Raw genomic sequence first — 20,375 nt, 5'->3', positions numbered from 1 at the left:
CCGCATCGCCCAATCAACGCGGGATCGCTTGACCCCCGCGATATTCTCCCGTTGATGGCCCGCACTGCATATTCCGGGGGCCGATACGTGGCGAAACGACTGACGACCTATATTCTGATCGGCCTCGTGCTCGGGCTGATCGTCGGCTGGGCTATCAATACGAATATCGCCGATGGCAGCGCAGGCGCGACCGCGCGGCTGAAGGAGATCGGCGCGGGCTTTTCGATCGTCACGACGGTTTTCCTGCGGTTGATCAAGATGATCATCGCGCCTTTGGTGTTTTCGACGCTGGTCGTCGGCATCGCGCATATGGGCGATATCAACGCGCTCGGGCGGATCGGCGGGCGGACGATGGCGTGGTTCGTCACAGCGTCGCTGGTGTCGCTAAGCCTCGGACTGGTGCTGTTCCATGGTATCGAGTTCGTCATCGACGCGGTCGCTCCAGGCAGCGGCTTCGGGTTCAAGTTGCCCCCACCGGATGCCAGCGTCGGGCTGGATGAAAAGGCGTTCAACCTGACGAATTTCGTGACGCACATCGTGCCGTCGTCGGTGGTCGATGCGATGGCGACCAACGAGATCATCCAGATCGTGCTGTTTTCCGTCTTCGCCGGCGTCGCACTGACCGCGATCGGCGAAAAGGGGGCGCCCATCGTGCGCGGGGCCGAAGCGCTGGCGGCGATGATGCTGCAGATCACCGATTATGTGATGCGCCTGGCCCCGGTTGCGGTGTTCGCCGCGATCACCGCGACGATCACGGTCAACGGGCTTGGCATCATCTGGACGCTCGGGCTGTTCGTCGGGAGTTTCTATCTCGGTCTGGCCTTGCTGTGGCTGCTGCTGTTCGGGGCGGCGTTCCTGTTCATCGGGCCGCGCGCCTTCGGGCTCGCACGCTACATTCGCGAACCGATCCTGCTCGCTTTCTCCACCGCGTCGTCGGAAGCCGCCTATCCGCGCACGCTGGAGGCGCTGGTGCGGTTCGGCGTGCCGCGGCGCATCGCCAGCTTCGTGCTGCCGCTCGGCTATTCGTTCAATCTCGACGGGTCGATGATGTATATGACCTTCGCCACACTCTTCCTGGCGCGGGTATATGGCGTGGATTTGCCGCTCGGCACGCAGATCGTGATGCTGCTGGTGCTGATGGTGACCTCAAAGGGTATCGCCGGCGTGCCGCGCGCCTCGCTCGTCGTGATCGCGGCGGTGATGGGGCAGTTCGGCATTCCCGAGGCGGGGCTGCTCCTGATCCTGCCGGTCGATCAGTTCCTCGACATGGGCCGATCCGGCACCAACGTGGTCGGCAATGCAGTGGCGACTGCGGTGGTGGCGAAATGGGAAGGCACGCTCGGTGCTGCAGAAGCGCCAGAGATCGAGCCGCCACATGCGCCGCACGGCGTGGTCTGAACGAGAAGGACTTCACGCAAAGGCGGGAAAAGAAGATCGCGAAGCGGAAAAAGCGGGGTAGCGGGGTAGCGGGGTAGCGGCGTTCTTACCGGCTTGAGGGGCGGTCTTCCATCGTCACCATTCCCGCTTCTTTCACGCCCTTCCTTCTCTTCGCGGCCTTCGCGTGAACCCCTTCTTCTACTCCGCAAGCCCCGAATCTCAGGCGTAGGCGTAAGGCCCGCCCTTGGCGAGCGCAGCCTGATAAGCGGGTCGCGCGTGGATCTTGTCGAGCCAGGCGATCGTTGCCGGGCGCGATTCGTCGAGCCCGGCGCGGCTGCGTGCGGCCTCCAGCGGGAAGCTCATCATGATGTCGGCGCCGCTGAGCTCGTCCCCGGCGAAGAACGGACGGCTCGACAGTTCGGATTCAACATAATCGAGGTGCACGTCGATCATCGGCTGGATGCGCTTGGCCGCGGTCTTGCCGAGTAGCGGTATGCGGTTGACGACCAGCAGCACGAGCAGCGGCGGCATCATCGATCCTTCGGCATAATGCAGGAACTGGCGATAGCGCAGGGTATCGCCGCGGTGCGCCGGTGGACCCAGTTTGCCGTCAGCCAGCTCGACCAGATAATCGATGATCGCGCCGGTCTCGACGATCGTCTGCCCGGCATCGGTATCCTGCAGGATCGGCGATTTACCGAGCGGGTGGATTTGCTTCAGCTCGGGCGGCGCGAGCATCGTCTCTTTGTTGCGCTCGTAGCGCTTGATCTCATAGGGCAGCCCGAGCTCTTCGAGCATCCACAGAATCCGCTGCGAGCGGGAGTTTTCGAGATGGTGGACGATGAGCGTCATGGCAGTCTCCGGATTTCGCACTGTTCGGCAAACCCTAGCAGGCCGAATGCCAAGCCCCAAGCGCGCCGAACGGCGCCAGCGAGCAGAACGGCAAGCGCGATCGCGGTAAGCATTCGTTCCAGGCGTCACGGTCCGCTGGCCCGACGCGCGTGGAACGCCAATATGAAAGGCCCGCCGTTGCCGACGGGCCTTCCCGGTTTCTGCGACGGCGGCGCAGGACTGCGAGCCGTCTTGGGTGGAGCGGCGGCGTGCACACCCGCCGTTCCGCACGCCGCGCTGCCGATTGCGGCAGCAGCGGCGCGTAGCTCACATCTCGTCGTCGCCCTCATCCCCTTCGGGACCGGCCATCATTTCCTCGGCCACCTTGTCGGTGCGCGCGCGGATCGCCGCTTCGAGCCGATCCGACATTTCGGGATGTTCCTTCAGGAACGTCTTCGAATTCTCGCGACCCTGACCGATGCGCACGCTGTCATACGAGAACCATGCTCCCGATTTCTCAACCAGCCCGGCCTTGACGCCGAGATCGAGAATTTCGCCGATCTTCGACACGCCCTGCCCGTACATGATGTCGAACTCGACTTGCTTGAACGGCGGCGCGACCTTGTTCTTGACGACCTTCACGCGGGTGGTGTTGCCGATGATCTCGTCGCGATCCTTGATCTGGCCGGTGCGACGGATGTCGAGGCGGACGGACGCGTAGAATTTGAGCGCGTTGCCACCCGTCGTCGTCTCGGGGTTGCCGTACATCACGCCGATCTTCATGCGCAGCTGGTTGATGAAGATCACCATGCAGCGCGAACGGCTGATCGAACCGGTCAGCTTGCGCAGCGATTGCGACATCAGACGCGCCTGCAAGCCGACATGGCTGTCGCCCATCTCGCCTTCGATTTCGGCGCGCGGCACCAGCGCCGCGACCGAATTGACCACCAGCACATCGATGGCGTTCGAGCGCACCAGCGTGTCGACGATTTCCAGTGCCTGCTCGCCCGTATCCGGCTGCGACACGATCAGTTCGTCAATGTTGACGCCCAGCTTCTTGGCATAGACCGGGTCAAGCGCATGTTCGGCGTCGACGAACGCCGCGGTGCCGCCAGTCTTCTGCGCTTCGGCGATGACGTGCAGTGCCAGCGTCGTCTTGCCCGAGGATTCCGGCCCGTAAATCTCGATCACACGGCCGCGCGGCAGGCCCCCGACGCCAAGCGCGATGTCGAGGCCGAGCGAGCCGGTCGAGATCGCCTCGACCTGCATCGCCTCTTTCGAACCGAGCTTCATCGCCGAGCCCTTGCCAAAGGCGCGGTCGATCTGAGCGAGTGCGGCTTCGAGCGCCTTTGCGCGTTCGTCCTTGGCCTTTTCGGCGGCCTTGTCCGTGGATGCTGCCATTTTGCTGTCGATGACCTTCAAAGATACCGCCACTGCGAGCCTCCATCGCTAGACCGAACGCCCGACGCGTTCAATGCGTGTTGGAGTGCGTATCGCATTTGTTCCGATGGAACAAGAGTGGAACGGAACTATTTTCGCGGAACGGCGGATTCAGCCGAGTGAGTCGAGCGCCTTGGCCACGCCGTCCATCGTGAACGGTTTGGGGAGGGTCGGGCGATCGCGATAGGCGTCGCTGACGCTGTCATGTGATCCGCCGGTGGCGAAGACGAACGGGATCCCCTTGGCGGCCAGCGCGTCGGCGATCGGGAAGCTCTGCTCCCCCGCGCAGGTTGACGTCCAGGATGGCCGCGTCGATTCCACCGGCGTCAACCAACGCCAGGGCAGCAGCCACGTTATCGGCCGATCCGGCAAGAGATTTGCCCAAAATGTCGAGAAAATCCTCGATCATCATGGCGATCAGCGGTTCGTCTTCGACGACCAGAATGGTATTCGGTGCTCCCATAGCGTCGCCTTAGCGGCCCGGTGCGACCGACGCCATATCATTTCGCGTGCGGTGCCGAACGCAGCAGCACTGCACGCGTTGCTTCGGCAAGGTCTTGTACCGAAAAGGGTTTTGCCAGGAATTCGACATTATCGAGATCGATCGATTTGCGGATCGTTTCCTCGGCATAGCCCGACATGAACAGGATCGGCAGATCGGGATAGCGCGCGCGGGCGTGGCGGACCATCGTCGGGCCGTCCATCAACGGCATCATCACATCGGAAATCAGCAGATCGGGTCGCGCGCTCGATGCGAGCAACTCGAGCGCGGCCTCGCCGTGCTCCGCCGCCAGCACCGTGTACCCCTGGCGCGTCAGTGCGCGCTCGGCAACCGCGCGGACCATATCTTCGTCCTCGACCAGCAGGATGGTACCCGAGCCCCATAGGTCGACTGGCTTTTCCTTCGCGGTCGGTCGCGCCGGGCCTGGTTCGGTCAAGGCGCCCGCGGTGTGGACCGGGAGGTAGATCTTGAACACCGCCCCAGCACCGCCCTTCATGCCGCCCTTCACATTCTCGGCGAAGATGTAGCCGCCCGATTGCTTGACGATGCCGTACACGGTCGAAAGGCCGAGGCCGGTCCCCTTCCCCACTTCCTTCGTTGTGAAGAACGGCTCGAAAATCTTCGGCAGGATATCGGCCGGAATGCCGCCGCCGGTGTCGGCCACTTCGAGCACGACATAATCAGCTGCGGGGATGATGTCGGAACCCAGCTTGCGCACGTCGTTGGCGGTCACGCCGTAGGTCTGGATCGCGAGCGTGCCGGTACCGCGCGAGTCCTTTGCCATCATCGCATCGCGCGCGTTGACCGCGAGATTGACAACCACCTGTTCGAGCTGCCCCGGGTCGGCCCGGACGGGCGACAGGTTGCGGCCGTGCTTTACCGTCAAGGTCACCGTTTCACCGAGCAAACGCTTCAGCAAATTCGAAACTTCGGAGATAACATCGGGAAGTTGCAGGACTTGCGGACGCAGCGTCTGCTGCCGCGAAAAGGCGAGCAATTGCCGCGTCAGGCTGGCCGCTCGGTTGGAATTTGCGCGGATCTGCTGGATGTCGTCATAATCACTGTCGCCAGGCGAATGACGCATCAGCATCAGGTCGCAATGCCCGATGATCGCGGTCAGGATGTTGTTGAAATCGTGCGCGACGCCGCCTGCGAGCTGTCCCACGGCCTGCATCTTGGTCGCCTGCGCCACTTCGCGTTTGAGACGGGTCTCCTCGCTATTATCCTTGAGGCTCAAGAGCACCGCCGAATTGCCCAGGCCGCGCGCGCCCGCGATCGACAGGGCGACGGGTTCGTCGGGATGATCCTTCAGCCGCACGGCGAGATCGGTCGAATGCGTCGCACCCCCGGCGAAGCGGCGGATCGCATCGGCGACCACCGCCTTGTCCTCGCGCACGACCAGATCACCCGGATAGATCGGCGGGTTGTGCGGATCGACCGCCGCCGCCCGCGCGAAGGCGTCGTTCATCTGCAGAAAGCGCCCATCGCCACCGATCAAGGCGATGCCGAACGGCATCAACGATACAAGGCTCTTAATATGCGCGCTGGCGCTTTCGCCGATCGCGGGGTGGCCGTTCTCCTCCTCGTCGATCAGCGCGACGAGCATCGGCGCGTCGTCGCCGTCGAGGAACGGGATTTGCAACACGCGCAAGGGGTTCTGGGTCAGTCCCTCGCGTTCGAAGCGTGCCATGCCGTTCGCATCAGTGATCAGGAATTGCGCAAAGTCGCGGCCGATGATCGCACCTTCCTCGTGCCCCATGGCCCGCGCGCGGAGCACGCGGTTGGCGGCGCGGATACGGCCATCGGGCTTGATGAGCGCCGCCATGATGCCTGCGCTGCCGAGCCGATCCCCGGTCGCACCCGCGATCAGATTTTCCATCGTCTGCGCGAGATCGAGCCCCTGCGCGGCATGGAAGCGCCATACCAGCAGCGTGTCGTCCTCGCCCGCGCGCGCGACATGCGCCGACAGCTTCGTCCCGTTGATCTGCAACCCCTCGATCGCTGCCGCACCGTCGCGCCATGCCGCACGCCCGGCATTGCCAAGCCGATCCACACCCGCAGCATCGAACGGGAGGCCCGGCGGCGTAGGGAAGCCGCCGAACACTGCCTCATAGCGATCGTTCGCGCAGACGAGCCGCCCGGCGCGATCGGTCACCGCAATCGCATCGGGACTGCTTTCGGCGAGCGCGCGGGCGACACTCCAGTCAGGCTCGGTCGCGGTCGCGGCCGTAGGCGGGAACAGGCGGCGGAACGCGAGCAGACCGCCGGTCAGGACCAATGCCGCGCCGAAAAATGCCGCGGCAATCATCACGCTGCCGATAAGCGCGAGAATGACCAGGGCAGCGGTGATCCCGCAGCCGATCGCAATCGCGGCGGCGGCACGGTAGGGAATGATCGTTTGCGTGCGGGGAAGCGTGGCCATCGCGCCATGCTTTGGGGGATCGACCGGGGCCGTCAAGGGCTAAGCGGCGGAGCGACGGGCGTTTGTCGCGGTAAGTGGGCCCGCCACTATCGCCCACCCTCAATTGTGCGCTTCCCCGGCGAAGGCCGGGGCCCAGATGGGCGATCCAAGCGGGTGGGTACCGCACCCTGACCACCATATCGCTAGCACCTGGGCCCGTGCCTCTGCCGGGAAAGATCGGTCAGCAGGTTACCAAACCTTCACCCGATCACTGGGCGCCAGATACATCTTGTTGGTCGGCTTTACCCCGAACGCCTGGTACCACATATCGACGTTGCGGACCTCTGCAGTGCGCCACGGCCCGGGTGAATGCTCGTTCGAGATGACTTGCGAACGCAAGGCCGGTTCGCGGAACTTGATCCGCCACACCTGCGCGTAGCCGAGGAAGAAGCGCTGATCGCCGGTCAGGCCACCGATCACCGGCGCAGGCTTGCCGCCGAGCGAGCGATGGTACGCATCATAGGCGAGCGCCAACCCCGCGAGATCGGCCATATTCTCGCCCAGCGTCAGGCCACCCTTGATATGCAGGCCCGGCAGCGGTTCGTATGCATCGTACTGCTTGACGAGCTTGTCGGTCATCGCAGTGAAGCGCTTGACGTCCTCGGCGGTCCACCAGTCGGTGAGCTTGCCGGTCGGATCGTATTTGCGGCCTTGGTCGTCGAAATGGTGGCTGAGCTCGTGGCCGATCACCACGCCGATGCCGCCATAATTGATTGCAGGATCGGCCTTGGCATCGAAGAACGGCGCCTGCAGGATCGCCGCCGGGAACACGATCTCGTTCATCGGCGGGTTGGCGTAGGCGTTCACTGTCATCGGGGTCATGCCCCATTCGGTCCGGTCGATCGGCTGGCCGAGCTTGGCAAGGTCGCGCTTATATTCGAACGCATTGGCGGCGGCGATATTGCCGACCAGATCGTCGCGCTTGATCGTCAGCGCGCTATAATCGCGCCACTTCGAGGGGTAGCCGATCTTGGGCGTGAAGGCGGCGAGCTTGGCGTGCGCCTTGACCTTGGTCTCGGGCGCCATCCAGGTCAGCTTGTCGAGCCGGGTGCTCATTGCGGCGATGATGTTCTTGACCAACTGATCCGCCGCCGCCTTGGTTTCGGGCGGGAAATAGGTCGCGACATAGCTCTTGCCGACTTCCTCCCCCATCGCGCCGCTCACCGTGCCGACCGCGCGCTTCCAGCGCACCGGCTGCTGCGGCGCACCGCTCAGCACCGTGCCGTAGAAGGCGAAGTTCGCGTCGTTGATAGGCTTCGACAGATACCCGGCATAGGAGCGCAGGACCTTCAGCGTCAGGAAATCCTGCAACACCTGGATCGGGGCCTCGGCATAGGCCTTGGCCTCACCGGTAAACGCATCGGGCATCCCGACCAGGAAATTCGTTTGGCCAGCGATGCCGACGGTCTTGAAATACGCGTCCCAAGGGAAGCCGGGCGCCTTAGCCGCAAAATCGGCCATCGCCCATTTGTTATAGGTCAGGTCCGAATCGCGCGACTTGATCCGGTCCCAATGCGCGGTCGCCAGCTGCTTTTCGAAGGCGAACACCGCCGCGGCGCGCGCCGTGGCATTCTCGACCCCGGCGAGGCCGAGCATCTGCGACTGGTAGGCCTGATATTTCGCTCGCGTATCGGCGAGCTTCGGGTCGTCCTTCAGGTAATAGTCGCGATCGGGCAGGCCGAGCCCGCCATGGCTGAAGCCGAAGATGTAGTTCTCGGGCGCCTTGTCGTCCTGCTGCACGCCACCGCGGAAGAGACCACCTACGCCGACCTGTTCGAGCTTGGCCATCTCCACCGCGAGCGCGGTCTTGTCCCCCGCCGCCTGAATCTCGGCGAGCCAAGGCTTCACTGGCGCGATGCCCTTCGCGTTGATCGCGGCTTCGTCCATGAAGCTCGCGTAGAAGTCGCCGATCTTGGTGCCCGGTGTCTTGGCTGCGGCCTCGAGGATCGTGTGGGTCTGATCGAGCGAGCGATCTGCGAGGGCGTTGAACGCGCCCCAGCTTGCCTTGTCGGCAGGGATTTCGGTCTTCGCTTCCCACGCGCCGCCGGCGTATTTCACGAAATCGTCACCGGGCGCGACCGTCTTGTCCATGCCGTCAGTATCGAGCCCGAAGGTGCCGATATAAGGCTTGGCAGGCGCGGCAGCGGCCTTCGCCGGAGCCTTGGCTGTCGTCTTGGCGATGCCGGTGCCTGCGATGGCGGTGGCGAGCGCCCCGGCCGAGGCAAGCGCGATGAGATAGGAACGCTTCATCGAATTATGTCCTGATCAGAAAGAGAGGAGCGTCGCGGCAAAGCCGCGCCGATGCGCACGATTTGGCGTGGCCAAGTCGTTGCGCATCGCCGTCACCAGACGCGCACGCGGTCGCCCGGCGCGAGGTACAGCGCGTCGCCCGGTTGCGCGCCAAATGCTGCATACCACGCATCGACGTTGCGTACTTCGGCGGTGCGGAACGGCCCCGGCGAATGCGGATCGCTCAGCAATTGCGAGCGCAGCGCCGGCTCGCGGAACTTGGCGCGCCAGACCTGGGCATAGCCCAGGAAGAAGCGCTGATCGCCGGTCATGCCGTCGATTACCGGGGCCGGCTTGCCGCCCAGCGACTTGTGATACGCGTCATACGCGACCGCGAGACCCGCGAGATCGGCCATATTCTCGCCCAGCGTCAGGCCACCCTGGATATGCTGGCCGGGGATCGGCTCATAGGCGTCGTACTGCTTGACGAGCTTGTCGGTGAGCGCGGTGAAGCGCTTGACGTCTTCCGCCGTCCACCATTCGGTCAGCTTGCCGGTCTTGTCGTACTTGCGGCCCTGATCGTCGAAATGGTGGCTCAGTTCGTGGCCGATCACGACACCGATGCCGCCATAGTTCACCGCCGGATCGGCCTTCGGATCGAAGAACGGCGCCTGCAGGATCGCGGCTGGGAAGACGATCTCGTTCAGCACCGGATTGGCGTAGGCGTTGATCGTCATCGGGGTCATGCCCCATTCGGTACGGTCGATCGGCTTATCGAGCTTGTTCAGATTGCGCAGATATTCGAACTCATTCGCCGCCGCGACGTTGGCGACGACACTGTCGCGCGTGATCTTCACGCTGCTATAATCCCGCCACTTGGTCGGATAGCCGATCTTGGGCGTGAAGGCGGCGAGCTTCTCATGCGCCTTCACCTTGGTTTCGGGCGCCATCCATTCGAGCTTGTCGAGCCGCACGCTCATCGCCGCGATGATGTTCTTGACGAGCTGATCGATCGCCGCCTTCGATTCCGGCGGGAAATAGCGCGCGACATAGACCTTGCCGATTTCCTCGCCCAGCGCGCCGCTGGTCGCCGCGACGCCGCGCTTCCAGCGGATTTGCTGCTGCGGCGTGCCGCTCAGCACAGTGCCGGTGAAGGCGAAGTTCGCATCGACGATCGGCTTGGCGAGATAGTTGGCATAAGCGCGCAGCACGCGCAGCTTCATATAATCCTGCAGCACGGGCAGCGGCGTGTCGGCGAACACCTTGGCCTCGCCCGCGATCGCGCTCGGTTGTCCGACCAGATAATAGGGCCGTCCGCCCATGCCGTTTTGCGCGACATAGGCTGCCCACGGGAAGCCCGGTGCCTTCGCCTCGATGTCGGCGAAGGTCAGCTTGTTGTAGCGCTTGTCGGCATCGCGCGATTCGATGCGGGTCCAATGCACCTGCGCGATCGACTTTTCGAAATCGAAGATCGCATTCGCGCGCGTCGCGGCATCTGGCGTGCCGAGGAAACCGAGCATCGTGGCGAGATAGGTCTTGTACTTCTCGCGCGTGTCGGCGAGCTTGGGGTCGTCCTTCAGGTAATAGTCGCGATCAGGCAGCCCGAGCCCGCCCTGCCCCAGGTTCACGACATAGGTCTGCGGGTCCTTGCTGTCCTGCCCCACACCCATGCCGAAGATTCCGCCGATGCCGTAGCGCGTCAGCTTGGCCATTTCGACGGCGAGTGCGGTCTTGTCCTTGGCGCCGTCGATCTGAGCCAGCCACGGCTTGACCGGATCGACGCCCTTCGCGTTGATCGCCGCTTCGTCCATGAAACTCGCGTAGAAATCGCCGATCTTGCTGCCGGGCGTCTTGGATGCTTCGTCGAGGATCGTACGAGTCTGTTCGGTCGACACGTCTTGCAGCACGTTGAACATGCCCCAGGTGGCGCGGTCGGCGGGGATCTGGGTATTCTTGTCCCAGGTGCCGCCGGCGTAGGCTGCGAAGTCGTTGCCCGGCTTCACGCTGCGGTCCATGCCGGCCACGTCGAAGCCGAACGTCCCGATCTTCGGGCCAGCCTTGGTTTTGCTCGCGACGGCTTTTTTCGATGCTGCCGGTTTCGCCTTGGGCGCCGGTTTGGCGTAGCTCGCGCCGACCAGCGCGACGGAAGTAAGCAGCGAAACGGCGATCAGCGAACGGCGCATCCAATAATCCTTCGATAAGGTAGAATTGCTGCGTGTTGTAGCCGGACGATACGCCTAGTCAATTCGCCTGATTCGGCCCTAATCGATGCGCGCGGCCGCGCCATTTGCGGCCCACGCGTGCCCGCCAGAACAGGCTGCTTGCGACGAATCCGAGTCCCGCGGCGACGATCGAGAGCGCGATCAGCCCGACGATGGTAGCCGGGCCGCCCTGCGCCACCAACCAGTGCAGCCAGCTCGCATTCTCGCTCACCTTGGTCGCGATCGGGCGGCCCAGATATGGATCGAAATGCAGCATCCAATGCCCGATCAGGAACGCGCTGTAGTAAATCGGCACGGTGGTCAGCGGATTGTGCAGCAGCGTGGTAGCGACCGCCACCGGCACGTTCGCGCGGACCGGCAAGGCCGAAACCGCCGCTACGGGCGCGTGCACGAAGGGAAACAGGATGCCGGTGAACAAGCCGAGCGCTACTCCACGCGGGACCGAGCGGCGATTGAAGCGCCACAGCGAGGGCACCAGGATGCGCCCGGCGAAAGGACGCAGATAGCGGTTCGCCTCGATCCGTTCGCGCGTCGGCACATGGCGATGCAGCCAAGCAAGCGCCCGCATCCAGAACCCTGGCCGGATCGCAGCCTCAGCCACGATCGCGCATCAACCGACCCTGCTCGCGCTTCCAGTCGCGCTCCTTGGTCGCCTCGCGCTTGTCATGCGCCTTCTTGCCCTTGGCCAGCGCCAGTTCGACCTTCGCGCGGCCCTTGGAATTGAAATAGATCATCAGCGGCACGAGCGTCATGCCATCGCGCGCGACCGCGCCGTGTAATTTGTTGATCTCGCGCTCTTTCAGCAGGAGTTTGCGTGGACGCTTGGGTTCGTGGTTGAACCTGTTGCCGTGGCTGAATTCGGGCACGTTGGAATTGACCAGCCACACCTGGCCGTCGACCACCTCGGCGTAGCTTTCCGCGATCGATCCGGTGCCAGAGCGCAACGATTTCACTTCCGTCCCAACCAAAGCGATACCCGCTTCATAGACGGTATCGATCGCGTAGTCGTATCGGGCGCGGCGATTCTCGGCGACGATCTTGGTTTTTTCAAAAATCGGGGGTTTGGGACGGGCCATAGGAGCGGCGATGTAGGCGCTGCGGCGCGGAAGCGAAAGTCACCTGCGTAATTTACCGGGTATCGCGCGGGCGCGCTAACCGCTTATCTACACATTGCGTCGATTGTACGCTCGCACCGCCGCCCGATACAGGATAAGATACTGTCATGTCCGATCTCGCCGCCCCCAAGTTCGCCTCGCACGTCTTCCAGATCGCGATCGACGCGGCGGACATCGATTTCATGGGGCATGTCAACAACGCCTCCTATCTGAAGTGGGTGCAGGACGCGGTGGTCAGCCACTGGCAACGCTTCGCCCCAGCCGAGGCCGTCGCCAGCCATGCCTGGGTCGCGCTGAAGCACGAGATCACCTATCGCAAGCCCACTTTCCTCGACGATGAAGTGATTGCCACCGTGCTGCTCGAAAAGGTGCAGGGCGCGCGGGCGTTTTACGAAACCGTCATCAAGCGCGGCGAAGAGGTGCTGGCGGAGGTGAAATCGAGCTGGTGCTGCCTGGATGCGACGACGCTGCGCCCCGCGCGGCTGGCGCAGGGCGTTATCGATCGCTTCTTCGCGAAGGATTGACGCAGCGCGCTTAGTGCTTCCCGCCGGGCTTCAGGTGCATTGCCCCGACGACCAGCGCACCTGCGGCCAGACCGACCAAGCCACCGCCCAGCGCGGACACAGCCCATTGGACAGTGCCCGAGCCGTGTCCGATCGCGATGGCTGCGTCATGGATAAGATGCTCCGGTGCCGCAAAGCCGAATTGCGCTAAGCCGTGGATGAGGATGCCGCCACCAACCCACAGCATCGCGCCCGTGCCGATGATCGACAGCGTCTGGAGCAGGAGCGGCATCGCCTTGACCAGCCCGCGCCCGAAGCCAGCCGCGGCGCCACCAGAACGGGCGAGATGCAGGCCGATATCGTCCATCTTCACGATCAGCCCAACGACTCCGTACACGCCGATCGTCACAGCCGCGCCGACCAAGGCCAGCACGCCAGCCTGGGTAAGAATCGGAGAGCCGCTCAGTTCGTTGAGCGTAATGACCATGATTTCCGCCGAGAGGATCAGATCGGTGCGGATCGCACCGCTGACCTGACGCGCCTCGAGCGCGGCGGGGTCTTCGATGGTGGTGACCGCTTCCTCGGCATGATCGCCTTGCAGCGCGTGAAGGATCTTCTCGGCTCCTTCGAAGCAGAGGTAGAGCCCGCCCAGCATCAGGATCGGTGTCAGCGCCCAGGGCGCAAAGGCGCTTAGCAGCAACGCGACCGGCAAGATGAAAAGCAATTTGTTGCGCAGCGAGCCGAGCGTGATCTTCCAGATGATCGGCAGCTCGCGCGCAGGCGACAGGCCGACGACGTAGCCCGGCGTGACCGCGGCATCGTCGATCACGACGCCCAGCGTCTTCGTCCCCGCCTTGCCCGCCGCCGCGGCGACATCGTCCGCAGAGGCCGCAGCCAGCCGCGCGAGCGCCGCGATATCGTCCAACAAGGCTACCAAACCGCCCGGCATCTCGCGTCCCCCCTTTACCGTTCCGAGCGGTGCTTACAGTGCAGCCAGCGCGGCATCCACCGCCGCGCGGCTGGCCTCGCTCGGCCAGGTCATCGGCAGGCGCAACGCAGTGGGGAATTCCGGCCGCATTTTGCTTACGGCATATTTGACCGGGCCCGGCGAGGCATCGCTAAACAAAGCCAGATGCAGCGGGAACAGCCGATCGTGCAGCACGCGGGCAGCGGTATAATCCCCCGACGCACAGGCCGCCTGGAACTCCGCGCACAGTCGCGGCGCGACGTTGGCGCTGACCGAGATGCACCCCACGCCGCCCATCGCGTTGAAGGCGAGCGCGGTCTCGTCATTGCCCGAAAGCTGGCAGAAGTCCGCCCCTGCCCCGGCACGATGGCTGGAGACGCGCTGAAGCTGCCCTGTCGCGTCCTTGATCCCGACCACGCTCGGGAAAGCGTGCGCGATCCGTGCGACAGTCTCGACCGCGATGTCCGTGACGGTGCGCCCGGGCACGTTGTAGAGGATGATCGGCAAATCGCACGAATTTGCGATCGCTTCGAAATGGCGGACGATGCCCTCCTGATTGGGACGATTGTAATAAGGGGGCACCATCAGCGCAGCATCTGCGCCGGCGGCCTTCGCGGCGGCGATGTTGTGAATCGCGACGCGCGTGTCGTTCGATCCGGCCCCGGCGATCACCGGCACGCGCCCGCGCGCCTGATCCGCGCATACGCCGACGATGTGGAAATGCTCTTCGGCGCTCAGCGTCGCCGCCTCACCCGTGGTGCCGACGGGCACAAGCGCGGCGGAGCCCTCGGCGATCTGCCACTCGATGAAATCACGATACGCGCCCTCGTCGAAACTGCCGTCAGCGGCAAACGGCGTGACAAGCGCCGGGATCGAGCCCGAAAACATGGTTGATCTGCTCCTGCACGACGGGATTCCGTCGCATTTTTCAAATAAGATGCGCGACAAATACGGACGAGAGGCATAATCTGTCTACATGATTGCATCTTTGATCAAATCGGGGTTGCTGCTGGCGGGGATTTCGACCCTCGCAGTGTCATCGAGCGCCAGGCCGGAAGCTTTCAATTCCGACGCCGCGCAGGATCAACTGGGCTGGGGTCGCGCGACGCAAGTGCTGACCGGCTCGACTGCGAGCAACGCCGCGCTCGCCTCGGCGATTTCCGAATGGAAGATGCTTTCGGCGGGTTCGAATTACGGTTTCGACAGCTATGCCCGTTTCTTGCTCGCGCATCCCGGCTGGCCGGGCGAGCTGGCGCTGCGCCGCGCGGCCGAGAAGTCGCTCGACACCAGCGGCTGGTCGCCGTCGACCGTCGTATCCTTCTTCCGCCGCTTCCCGCCGCTAAGCGCGGTCGGGCGCACGCGCTTTGCCGAAGCGCTGGCAGCCACAGGCGCGCGCGACGAGGCCAATGCCGCCGCGCGCGCCGCCTGGATCGCGGGCGCGCTATCGGTCGCGGACGAAGCCAAGATCGTCACCGGTTTCGCGAGCGCCCTGTCCCCCGCCGATCAGGATGCGCGGATGGACATGCTGTTGTGGCAGGGCGCCACCACCGCCGCACAACGCCAACTCCCGCTGACCAGCCCGGCGCGGCAGCCGGTGTTCGCGGCACGTCTCGCGTTCAAGACAAATGCCCCCGACGCCGCCGATCGCGCGGTGGCGACGCAGGCGCTCGGCATGGCCGATGCGGGCTGGCTGGCCGACCGGGCGAGCTGGTATCGCAACAATGGCGCGTCGGTCAGCGCGCGCAGCACGCTGGCGCAGCGCCCGGCGTTGGCGGCGGTGCCGGCATCGCCCGGCGAATGGTTCGAGGTGCTGTGGACCAACGCCCGCGCGGCCGCGAATGACAGCCAGGCGAGCCTCGCCTTCGACATCGCGCGCCGGGTCGACGATGCCTATCCCGCCGGAACCGACATAACGACGCGGCCCTATGGCGAACGTGACGATTACACCAATCTCACCTGGCTCGCCGGGCAGACCGCGCTGAAGCAACTGGCGCGGCCCGCCGACGCGGTGACGCCGTTCCTGCGCTATGCCTCGGCATCGAAGGCGCCTGCGATCCAGGCGAAGGGCCTGTATTGGGCCGGACGCGCGGCTGAGGCTGCTGGTCGTAGCGCCGAGGCTAACGATTATTACGCTCGCGCCGCCGGATTCCGCGACGTGTTCTACGGCCAGTTGGCGAACGAGCGGCTCGGCCGGCCGCTGACCGCACCGGGTGCCCCGGTGTTGCGCCCGGTCGATCCGGCGGTCCGCGCCGCTTTCTATGCCCGCGAGACGGTGCGCGCGGCGCAATATCTCGGCACGACCGGCGCGTGGGAGGATCAAACCGCGTTCGTCCGGCAAATCGCCAACGATGCCAAGAGCGACAGCGATCATGTACTGGCGACCGAACTCTCTCGCACGCTCGGACGGCCCGATCTCGGCGTGATGGTCGGGCGTAGCGCGCTGCAGAATGGCCTGAGCGATTATTCGACCGTCGGCTTCCCCAACGTCCGCGTCCCCGCTGCCAGCCAGGATGATTGGACGATGATCCACGCCATCGCGCGGCAGGAAAGCCAGTTCGATCGTGCCGCCGTCAGCCATGCCGGTGCGCGCGGTCTGATGCAGTTGATGCCCGGAACCGCGCGCGAGCAATCGACCAAGCTCGGCCTATCCTACGATGCCGCGTCGCTGACCACAGACACCGATTACAACATCATGGTCGGCTCCGCCTATTTCCGCCGGATTTACAATCTCTACGGTAGCTATCCGCTCGCGATCGCAGCGTACAATGCCGGACCCGGCAATGTGAACAAATGGCTGAAGGCGAATGGCGACCCGCGGATGCCCGGCGTCGACATGGTAGACTGGATTGAGGCGATCCCGATCTACGAGACTCGCAATTACGTGCAGCGCGTGCTCGAGAACGCGGTGGTCTACGATCTGATGAACCCGCAACGGTCTCGCTCGGCCGGCGCGAACCGGGTGAGCTGGTATCTCGGCAAGCGTACGGCCGGTTGACCCGATCACCGCGATGGACGAACGCCCGAATTACATCACCCCCGCAGGCTATGCGGTGCTGAGCGCAGAATATCGCCAGTTGCTCGGTGAGGAGCGGCCGAAGCTGGTCGACGTCATTTCCTGGGCAGCCGGGAACGGCGACCGGTCGGAGAATGGCGACTATATCTATGGTCGCAAGCGCCTGCGCGAGATCGACCGGCGGCTTGGCTTCCTCGCGCGGCGGATGAAGGCGGCGAAGGTGATCGATCCCGCCGCGCAGCCCGATCGAACCAGGGTTTGGTTTGGTGCTACCGTCACGATCGCCGATGACGACGATGTCGAGCGCACGCTGACACTGGTCGGCGATGACGAGACCGACGCTGGTGCCGGGCGGATCGGGTGGAATGCGCCGATTGCGCGCGCGCTGCGCGGGGCGGCGGTGGGCGACGTGCGCCGCGTGACGCTGCCCGCCGGGGACCGCAGTTACGAAGTGGTCGCGGTAACTTATCCCGTGCCGACGCCGTAACGCGCGACGGAGGCTGCTGGATTTGCGGTGGACGTCACGGTGACGAGGCCGCGTTCACGCGCCGATCCTGTATAGCGGACCCGCCGCGCAGCTTTTCACGACGCGGCAGCTTCAGGGCGGGTATGAGTATGATGCAGCGCGTGTTTATCAGCGGCAAGGTACAGCGGACCGGTTTCCGCGACTGGGTTGTGCGGCGGGCGACCGATCTTGGCGTTGTCGGCTGGGTGCGTAATTTGAAGGACGGACGGGTCGAACTGCTGGTCGCGGGCGACGATGAAGCGACCGCCGCGCTGATTGAGGCGTGCCATCAGGGTCCCCCGCTCGCGCGCGTTGATCATGTCGAAGCGCGCCCGGACACCGAGCGTTTGCCCAAGGGGTTCACCAAACGCTTTACGGCGTAGCGCGGGCGGGCGGCGGGCACGGGCCGTAGCTGTCGATCGCCGCCTCCAGCAGTGGCTTGACCTTCTCGGGCGGCAGTTTGGCGAGCGCTTGCAGTGGCGTGGTCGCGGCCAGCTTTCCCGCAAGCAGATAGCCGAGGAAATAGCCGTAGCGCGATGGGAACGGTCCACTCGACCGGCCGAGCAGAAACAGCGGCCCGTAATCGTCGCGCTGAACCGAGTTGAATTTGGCGCGCAGGCCGCACATCGCCTCGGCCAGCCGCGGCTCCACCTTTGGTCGGATCGGCTGCGGCTGGGTGAGGAGGAGGGCGCGGTCATCGGCGCCGGGATTGAGCCGCGCGGCAGCATAGGTCGCCAGCCCCTCCCGCCACAGCGAGCACCACAGCTCCATGCAGCCTCGGAAATATTGCTCGTGATAGACGTGGAAAAGTTCGTGATCGAGGAACGGGCCGATCGTTGTATCGTCATGGATTGCCGCAATGACGTCGGCACCAAAGAACAGGATCGTCCGCCCGCCGATTGTGCGCGTACCGCCGTCCTGCTGGCTCATCGAATGGACGAGATAGACCGGCACCGTCAGGGCATAATCGGGGAACGCCGCCCTGAAATGATCCTGTCCGCGCGCAAAGGCGGCACCGAATGCCGCAGCGGTGGCGGTGATCTTGTCGCGCTTGCCGGGCCATTCCTTCAAATGCCACAGTATCATGGCGTCGAACCCTGGCTGGCGCGCGCCCTTGCCGTCGAAATAGCCGGGAACGATGGGGTCGAACGCCGCATGGAACGCCTGCACCCGCTCGGCATCCGAGAGCTTTGCTGTGCGGTCGACAACTTTCTCGAAGTTGGACGTGAGGTCGGTCAGCGTTCCGGCCTTCGCCGTCGCAGCCGCTTCCTGCACGGGGGCCTCCGCTGGAGAAATCACGGCGACCAGCAACGTAGCCAAAACTGCACGAAACACCTACGCCCCTCCCACCAGACCAATGAGAAGGCTACGACGCTGTCCGCTTCGCGGCAACGCTCGCGTGGCGCAGGCAACCCCGCGCCACGCGCGTTACATCAGCGGGTCAGCTTCTTGTAGGCCAGCCGCGTCGGGCGATCCGCGGCGTCGCCCAAGCGGCGACGCTTGTCGGCTTCGTAACTTTCGAAATTCCCTTCGAACCATTCGACATGGCTATCGCCTTCGAACGCAAGGATGTGCGTCGCGAGACGATCGAGGAAAAAGCGATCGTGGCTGATGACCACAGCGCACCCGGCGAACGATTCGAGCGCTTCTTCCAGCGCGCGCAGCGTTTCCACGTCGAGATCGTTGGTCGGTTCGTCGAGCAGTAGGACGTTGCCACCCTCCTTGAGCATCTTGGCGAGGTGGACGCGGTTACGCTCACCACCCGACAGCTGGCCGACCTTCTTCTGCTGGTCCTGTCCCTTGAAATTGAACGCGCCGACATAAGCGCGCGTGCCCAGTTCCTGCTTGCCGAAACGGAAGACTTCCAGCTTGTCGGAGATTTCCTCCCACACGTTCTTGTTCGGGTCGAGATCGTCGCGCGACTGATCGACATAGCCAAGCTTGACGGTCTGCCCGACTTCGATCGTGCCCTCGTCCGGCGTTTCCTGGCCGGTAATGAGCTTGAACAGCGTCGACTTACCGGCACCGTTCGGCCCGATGACGCCGACGATACCACCCGGCGGGAGGGTGAAGTCGAGATTCTCGAACAGCAATTTGTCGCCGTACGATTTGGTCAGGCCCTTGGCCTCGATCACCTTGCCGCCGAGGCGTTCGGGGAGCTGGATCAGGATCTGCGCCTTGCCGACGGCGCGGTTTTCTTGCTTCTCCATCAGCTCGTCGAACGCACGGATGCGCGCCTTTGACTTGGTCTGACGCGCCTTAGGGGTCTGCCGCATCCACGCCAGCTCGTCGGCGATCGCCTTGGCTTTGCCCTGCTCCTCGCGCTCTTCCTGTTCGAGCCGCTTCACCTTCTTTTCAAGATAGCCCGAATAGTTCGATTCATAGGTGTAGTACCGCCCGCGATCGAGCTCGAGCACCCAGTTGACGACATTGTCGAGGAAGTAGCGATCGTGCGTCACCAGGATGACGTTGCCGGTGTAATCGCGCAGATAGTTTTCCAGCCAAGCGACGCTTTCCGCGTCGAGGTGGTTGGTCGGTTCGTCGAGCAGCAGGATGTCGGGCTTTTCGAGCAGCAGCTTGCACAGCGCGACGCGGCGCTTTTCACCGCCCGACAGGTTGGTGACGGCGCTGTCGCCCGGCGGGCAGCGCAAAGCCTCCATCGCGATCTCGAGCTGGTTGTCGAGGCTCCAGCCGTCGGCGGCGTCGATCTTTTCCTGCAACTCGCCCATCTCGGCGAGCAGCGCGTCGTAATCGCAATCCTCCGGCGGATCGCCCATGATCGCGACGATCTCGTTATAGCGCTCGACCATCTGCGCGATCGGCCCCGCGCCCATCTTGACGTTTTCCATCACCGTCTTGGTCGGGTCGAGCTGCGGCTCCTGCGGCAGATAGCCGACCTTGATCCCCTCGGCAGCCCAGGCCTCGCCGGTGAAATCGGGGTCGATCCCGCCCATGATCTTCATCAGGGTCGATTTGCCCGAGCCGTTCGGCCCGATGATCGCGATCTTCGCGTCCGGCAGAAACTGCAAATGGATGTTGTTGAGCACCGGCTTTGCGGCACCGGGGAAGGTCTTGGTCAGGCCCTTCATTACATAGCTGTACTGCACGGCCATCGGCTGCGGGCTCCGTTCGAACGTTTAGGGGAAATGTCAGGCGCGCGATGTAGCCACCGGGCGCGCCAAACGCAACGCGCGAGCGCATAAGGCGGCG

General features: G+C 64.2%; 16 protein-coding genes and 1 pseudogene. 5 read left to right on the top strand and 12 right to left on the bottom strand.

Going from position 1 to position 20,375, the window contains the following annotated elements; translation table 11 throughout:
- Window positions 1-87 precede the first annotated feature (87 nt).
- The gene (locus AB5I39_RS16600) at window positions 88-1,398 is read left to right on the top strand and encodes a dicarboxylate/amino acid:cation symporter (RefSeq protein ID WP_404369371.1); all 1,311 of its coding nucleotides are present in this window, start codon (window positions 88-90) and stop codon (window positions 1,396-1,398) included.
- A gap of 198 nt (window positions 1,399-1,596) precedes the next feature.
- On the opposite strand, the gene AB5I39_RS16595 is transcribed toward AB5I39_RS16600, so the two are convergent.
- From AB5I39_RS16595 to smpB, 8 genes and pseudogenes are all read right to left on the bottom strand, one after another.
- A complete protein-coding gene (locus AB5I39_RS16595) occupies window positions 1,597-2,229 on the bottom strand; it encodes a glutathione S-transferase family protein (RefSeq protein WP_404369368.1) in 633 nt (210 codons plus the stop codon).
- A 306-nt stretch (window positions 2,230-2,535) separates the two neighbouring features.
- On the bottom strand, window positions 2,536-3,609 hold the full coding sequence (gene recA, locus AB5I39_RS16590) for a recombinase RecA (protein WP_404369365.1): 1,074 nt from the start codon (window positions 3,607-3,609) through the stop codon (window positions 2,536-2,538).
- A 150-nt stretch (window positions 3,610-3,759) separates the two neighbouring features.
- Window positions 3,760-4,111, bottom strand: a pseudogene (locus tag AB5I39_RS16585) (response regulator).
- Window positions 4,112-4,148: 37 nt separating this feature from the next.
- Window positions 4,149-6,572 (bottom strand): response regulator, encoded by a 2,424-nt coding sequence (locus AB5I39_RS16580; RefSeq protein ID WP_404369362.1) that lies wholly within the window; start codon window positions 6,570-6,572, stop codon window positions 4,149-4,151.
- Between the two features lie 228 nt (window positions 6,573-6,800).
- Window positions 6,801-8,861, bottom strand: coding sequence for a M13 family metallopeptidase (locus AB5I39_RS16575; RefSeq protein ID WP_404369359.1), 2,061 nt, complete (start codon window positions 8,859-8,861; stop codon window positions 6,801-6,803).
- A gap of 92 nt (window positions 8,862-8,953) precedes the next feature.
- Entirely contained in the window at window positions 8,954-11,023 is a 2,070-nt protein-coding gene (locus tag AB5I39_RS16570) for a M13 family metallopeptidase (RefSeq protein ID WP_404369356.1), read from the bottom strand.
- Window positions 11,024-11,081: 58 nt separating this feature from the next.
- Window positions 11,082-11,630 carry a DUF2062 domain-containing protein gene (locus AB5I39_RS16565; RefSeq protein ID WP_404369353.1) on the bottom strand — a complete coding sequence of 183 codons (549 nt, stop codon included), beginning with the start codon at window positions 11,628-11,630 and terminating at the stop codon, window positions 11,082-11,084.
- Window positions 11,631-11,655: 25 nt separating this feature from the next.
- Entirely contained in the window at window positions 11,656-12,138 is a 483-nt protein-coding gene (smpB, locus tag AB5I39_RS16560; RefSeq protein WP_404369351.1) for an SsrA-binding protein SmpB, read from the bottom strand.
- A 146-nt stretch (window positions 12,139-12,284) separates the two neighbouring features.
- Here smpB and AB5I39_RS16555 point away from each other — a divergent pair, with 146 nt between their 5' ends.
- Window positions 12,285-12,701: an acyl-CoA thioesterase gene (locus AB5I39_RS16555; protein ID WP_404369348.1), complete on the top strand. Its 417-nt coding sequence runs from the start codon at window positions 12,285-12,287 to the stop codon at window positions 12,699-12,701.
- 10 nt (window positions 12,702-12,711) lie between these two features.
- Here the strand turns inward: AB5I39_RS16555 and AB5I39_RS16550 are convergent, their stop codons facing one another.
- Together AB5I39_RS16550 and dapA are read right to left on the bottom strand one after the other, a co-directional pair.
- Complete coding sequence (locus AB5I39_RS16550; protein ID WP_404369345.1) at window positions 12,712-13,629, bottom strand: DUF808 domain-containing protein; 918 nt, start codon at window positions 13,627-13,629, stop codon at window positions 12,712-12,714.
- Between the two features lie 33 nt (window positions 13,630-13,662).
- Entirely contained in the window at window positions 13,663-14,535 is an 873-nt protein-coding gene (gene dapA, locus AB5I39_RS16545; RefSeq protein ID WP_404369342.1) for a 4-hydroxy-tetrahydrodipicolinate synthase, read from the bottom strand.
- A gap of 88 nt (window positions 14,536-14,623) precedes the next feature.
- Between dapA and AB5I39_RS16540 the strand changes: the two genes are divergently transcribed.
- The 3 genes from AB5I39_RS16540 to AB5I39_RS16530 all read left to right on the top strand — a co-directional run bounded on the left by AB5I39_RS16540 (window position 14,624) and on the right by AB5I39_RS16530 (window position 17,548).
- Window positions 14,624-16,642, top strand: coding sequence for a lytic transglycosylase domain-containing protein (locus tag AB5I39_RS16540; RefSeq protein WP_404369339.1), 2,019 nt, complete (start codon window positions 14,624-14,626; stop codon window positions 16,640-16,642).
- 13 nt (window positions 16,643-16,655) lie between these two features.
- Window positions 16,656-17,147 carry a transcription elongation factor GreB gene (greB, locus tag AB5I39_RS16535; RefSeq protein ID WP_404369336.1) on the top strand — a complete coding sequence of 164 codons (492 nt, stop codon included), beginning with the start codon at window positions 16,656-16,658 and terminating at the stop codon, window positions 17,145-17,147.
- A 131-nt stretch (window positions 17,148-17,278) separates the two neighbouring features.
- Window positions 17,279-17,548: an acylphosphatase gene (locus AB5I39_RS16530; protein WP_404369334.1), complete on the top strand. Its 270-nt coding sequence runs from the start codon at window positions 17,279-17,281 to the stop codon at window positions 17,546-17,548.
- On the opposite strand, the gene AB5I39_RS16525 is transcribed toward AB5I39_RS16530, so the two are convergent.
- Both AB5I39_RS16525 and ettA read right to left on the bottom strand, forming a co-directional pair.
- On the bottom strand, window positions 17,538-18,500 hold the full coding sequence (locus tag AB5I39_RS16525) for a hypothetical protein (RefSeq protein ID WP_404369331.1): 963 nt from the start codon (window positions 18,498-18,500) through the stop codon (window positions 17,538-17,540). The two genes, AB5I39_RS16530 and AB5I39_RS16525, sit on opposite strands and share 11 nt — an antisense overlap.
- A 98-nt stretch (window positions 18,501-18,598) precedes the next feature.
- Window positions 18,599-20,278 (bottom strand): energy-dependent translational throttle protein EttA, encoded by a 1,680-nt coding sequence (ettA, locus tag AB5I39_RS16520; protein WP_404369328.1) that lies wholly within the window; start codon window positions 20,276-20,278, stop codon window positions 18,599-18,601.
- Between the last annotated feature and the right edge of the window lie 97 nt (window positions 20,279-20,375).

This window comes from Sphingomonas sp. MMS24-J45, from assembly GCF_044881195.1.
Lineage (GTDB): Bacteria > Pseudomonadota > Alphaproteobacteria > Sphingomonadales > Sphingomonadaceae > Sphingomonas.
Note: the sequence above shows the minus strand (reverse complement) of the source record. Positions and strands in the feature narration are given on the sequence as shown.

Coding starts and splice junctions, on each gene's coding strand:
- AB5I39_RS16550 (WP_404369345.1), bottom strand. CDS start 13,629: ATGCCGGGCGGTTTGGTAGCCTTGTTGGACGATATCGCGGCGCTCGCG.
- ettA (WP_404369328.1), bottom strand. CDS start 20,278: ATGGCCGTGCAGTACAGCTATGTAATGAAGGGCCTGACCAAGACCTTC.
- recA (WP_404369365.1), bottom strand. CDS start 3,609: ATGGCAGCATCCACGGACAAGGCCGCCGAAAAGGCCAAGGACGAACGC.
- AB5I39_RS16570 (WP_404369356.1), bottom strand. CDS start 11,023: ATGCGCCGTTCGCTGATCGCCGTTTCGCTGCTTACTTCCGTCGCGCTG.
- AB5I39_RS16555 (WP_404369348.1), top strand. CDS start 12,285: ATGTCCGATCTCGCCGCCCCCAAGTTCGCCTCGCACGTCTTCCAGATC.
- AB5I39_RS16595 (WP_404369368.1), bottom strand. CDS start 2,229: ATGACGCTCATCGTCCACCATCTCGAAAACTCCCGCTCGCAGCGGATT.
- AB5I39_RS16565 (WP_404369353.1), bottom strand. CDS start 11,630: ATGCGGGCGCTTGCTTGGCTGCATCGCCATGTGCCGACGCGCGAACGG.
- AB5I39_RS16575 (WP_404369359.1), bottom strand. CDS start 8,861: ATGAAGCGTTCCTATCTCATCGCGCTTGCCTCGGCCGGGGCGCTCGCC.
- AB5I39_RS16530 (WP_404369334.1), top strand. CDS start 17,279: ATGCAGCGCGTGTTTATCAGCGGCAAGGTACAGCGGACCGGTTTCCGC.
- dapA (WP_404369342.1), bottom strand. CDS start 14,535: ATGTTTTCGGGCTCGATCCCGGCGCTTGTCACGCCGTTTGCCGCTGAC.
- smpB (WP_404369351.1), bottom strand. CDS start 12,138: ATGGCCCGTCCCAAACCCCCGATTTTTGAAAAAACCAAGATCGTCGCC.
- AB5I39_RS16580 (WP_404369362.1), bottom strand. CDS start 6,572: ATGGCCACGCTTCCCCGCACGCAAACGATCATTCCCTACCGTGCCGCC.
- greB (WP_404369336.1), top strand. CDS start 16,656: ATGGACGAACGCCCGAATTACATCACCCCCGCAGGCTATGCGGTGCTG.
- AB5I39_RS16540 (WP_404369339.1), top strand. CDS start 14,624: ATGATTGCATCTTTGATCAAATCGGGGTTGCTGCTGGCGGGGATTTCG.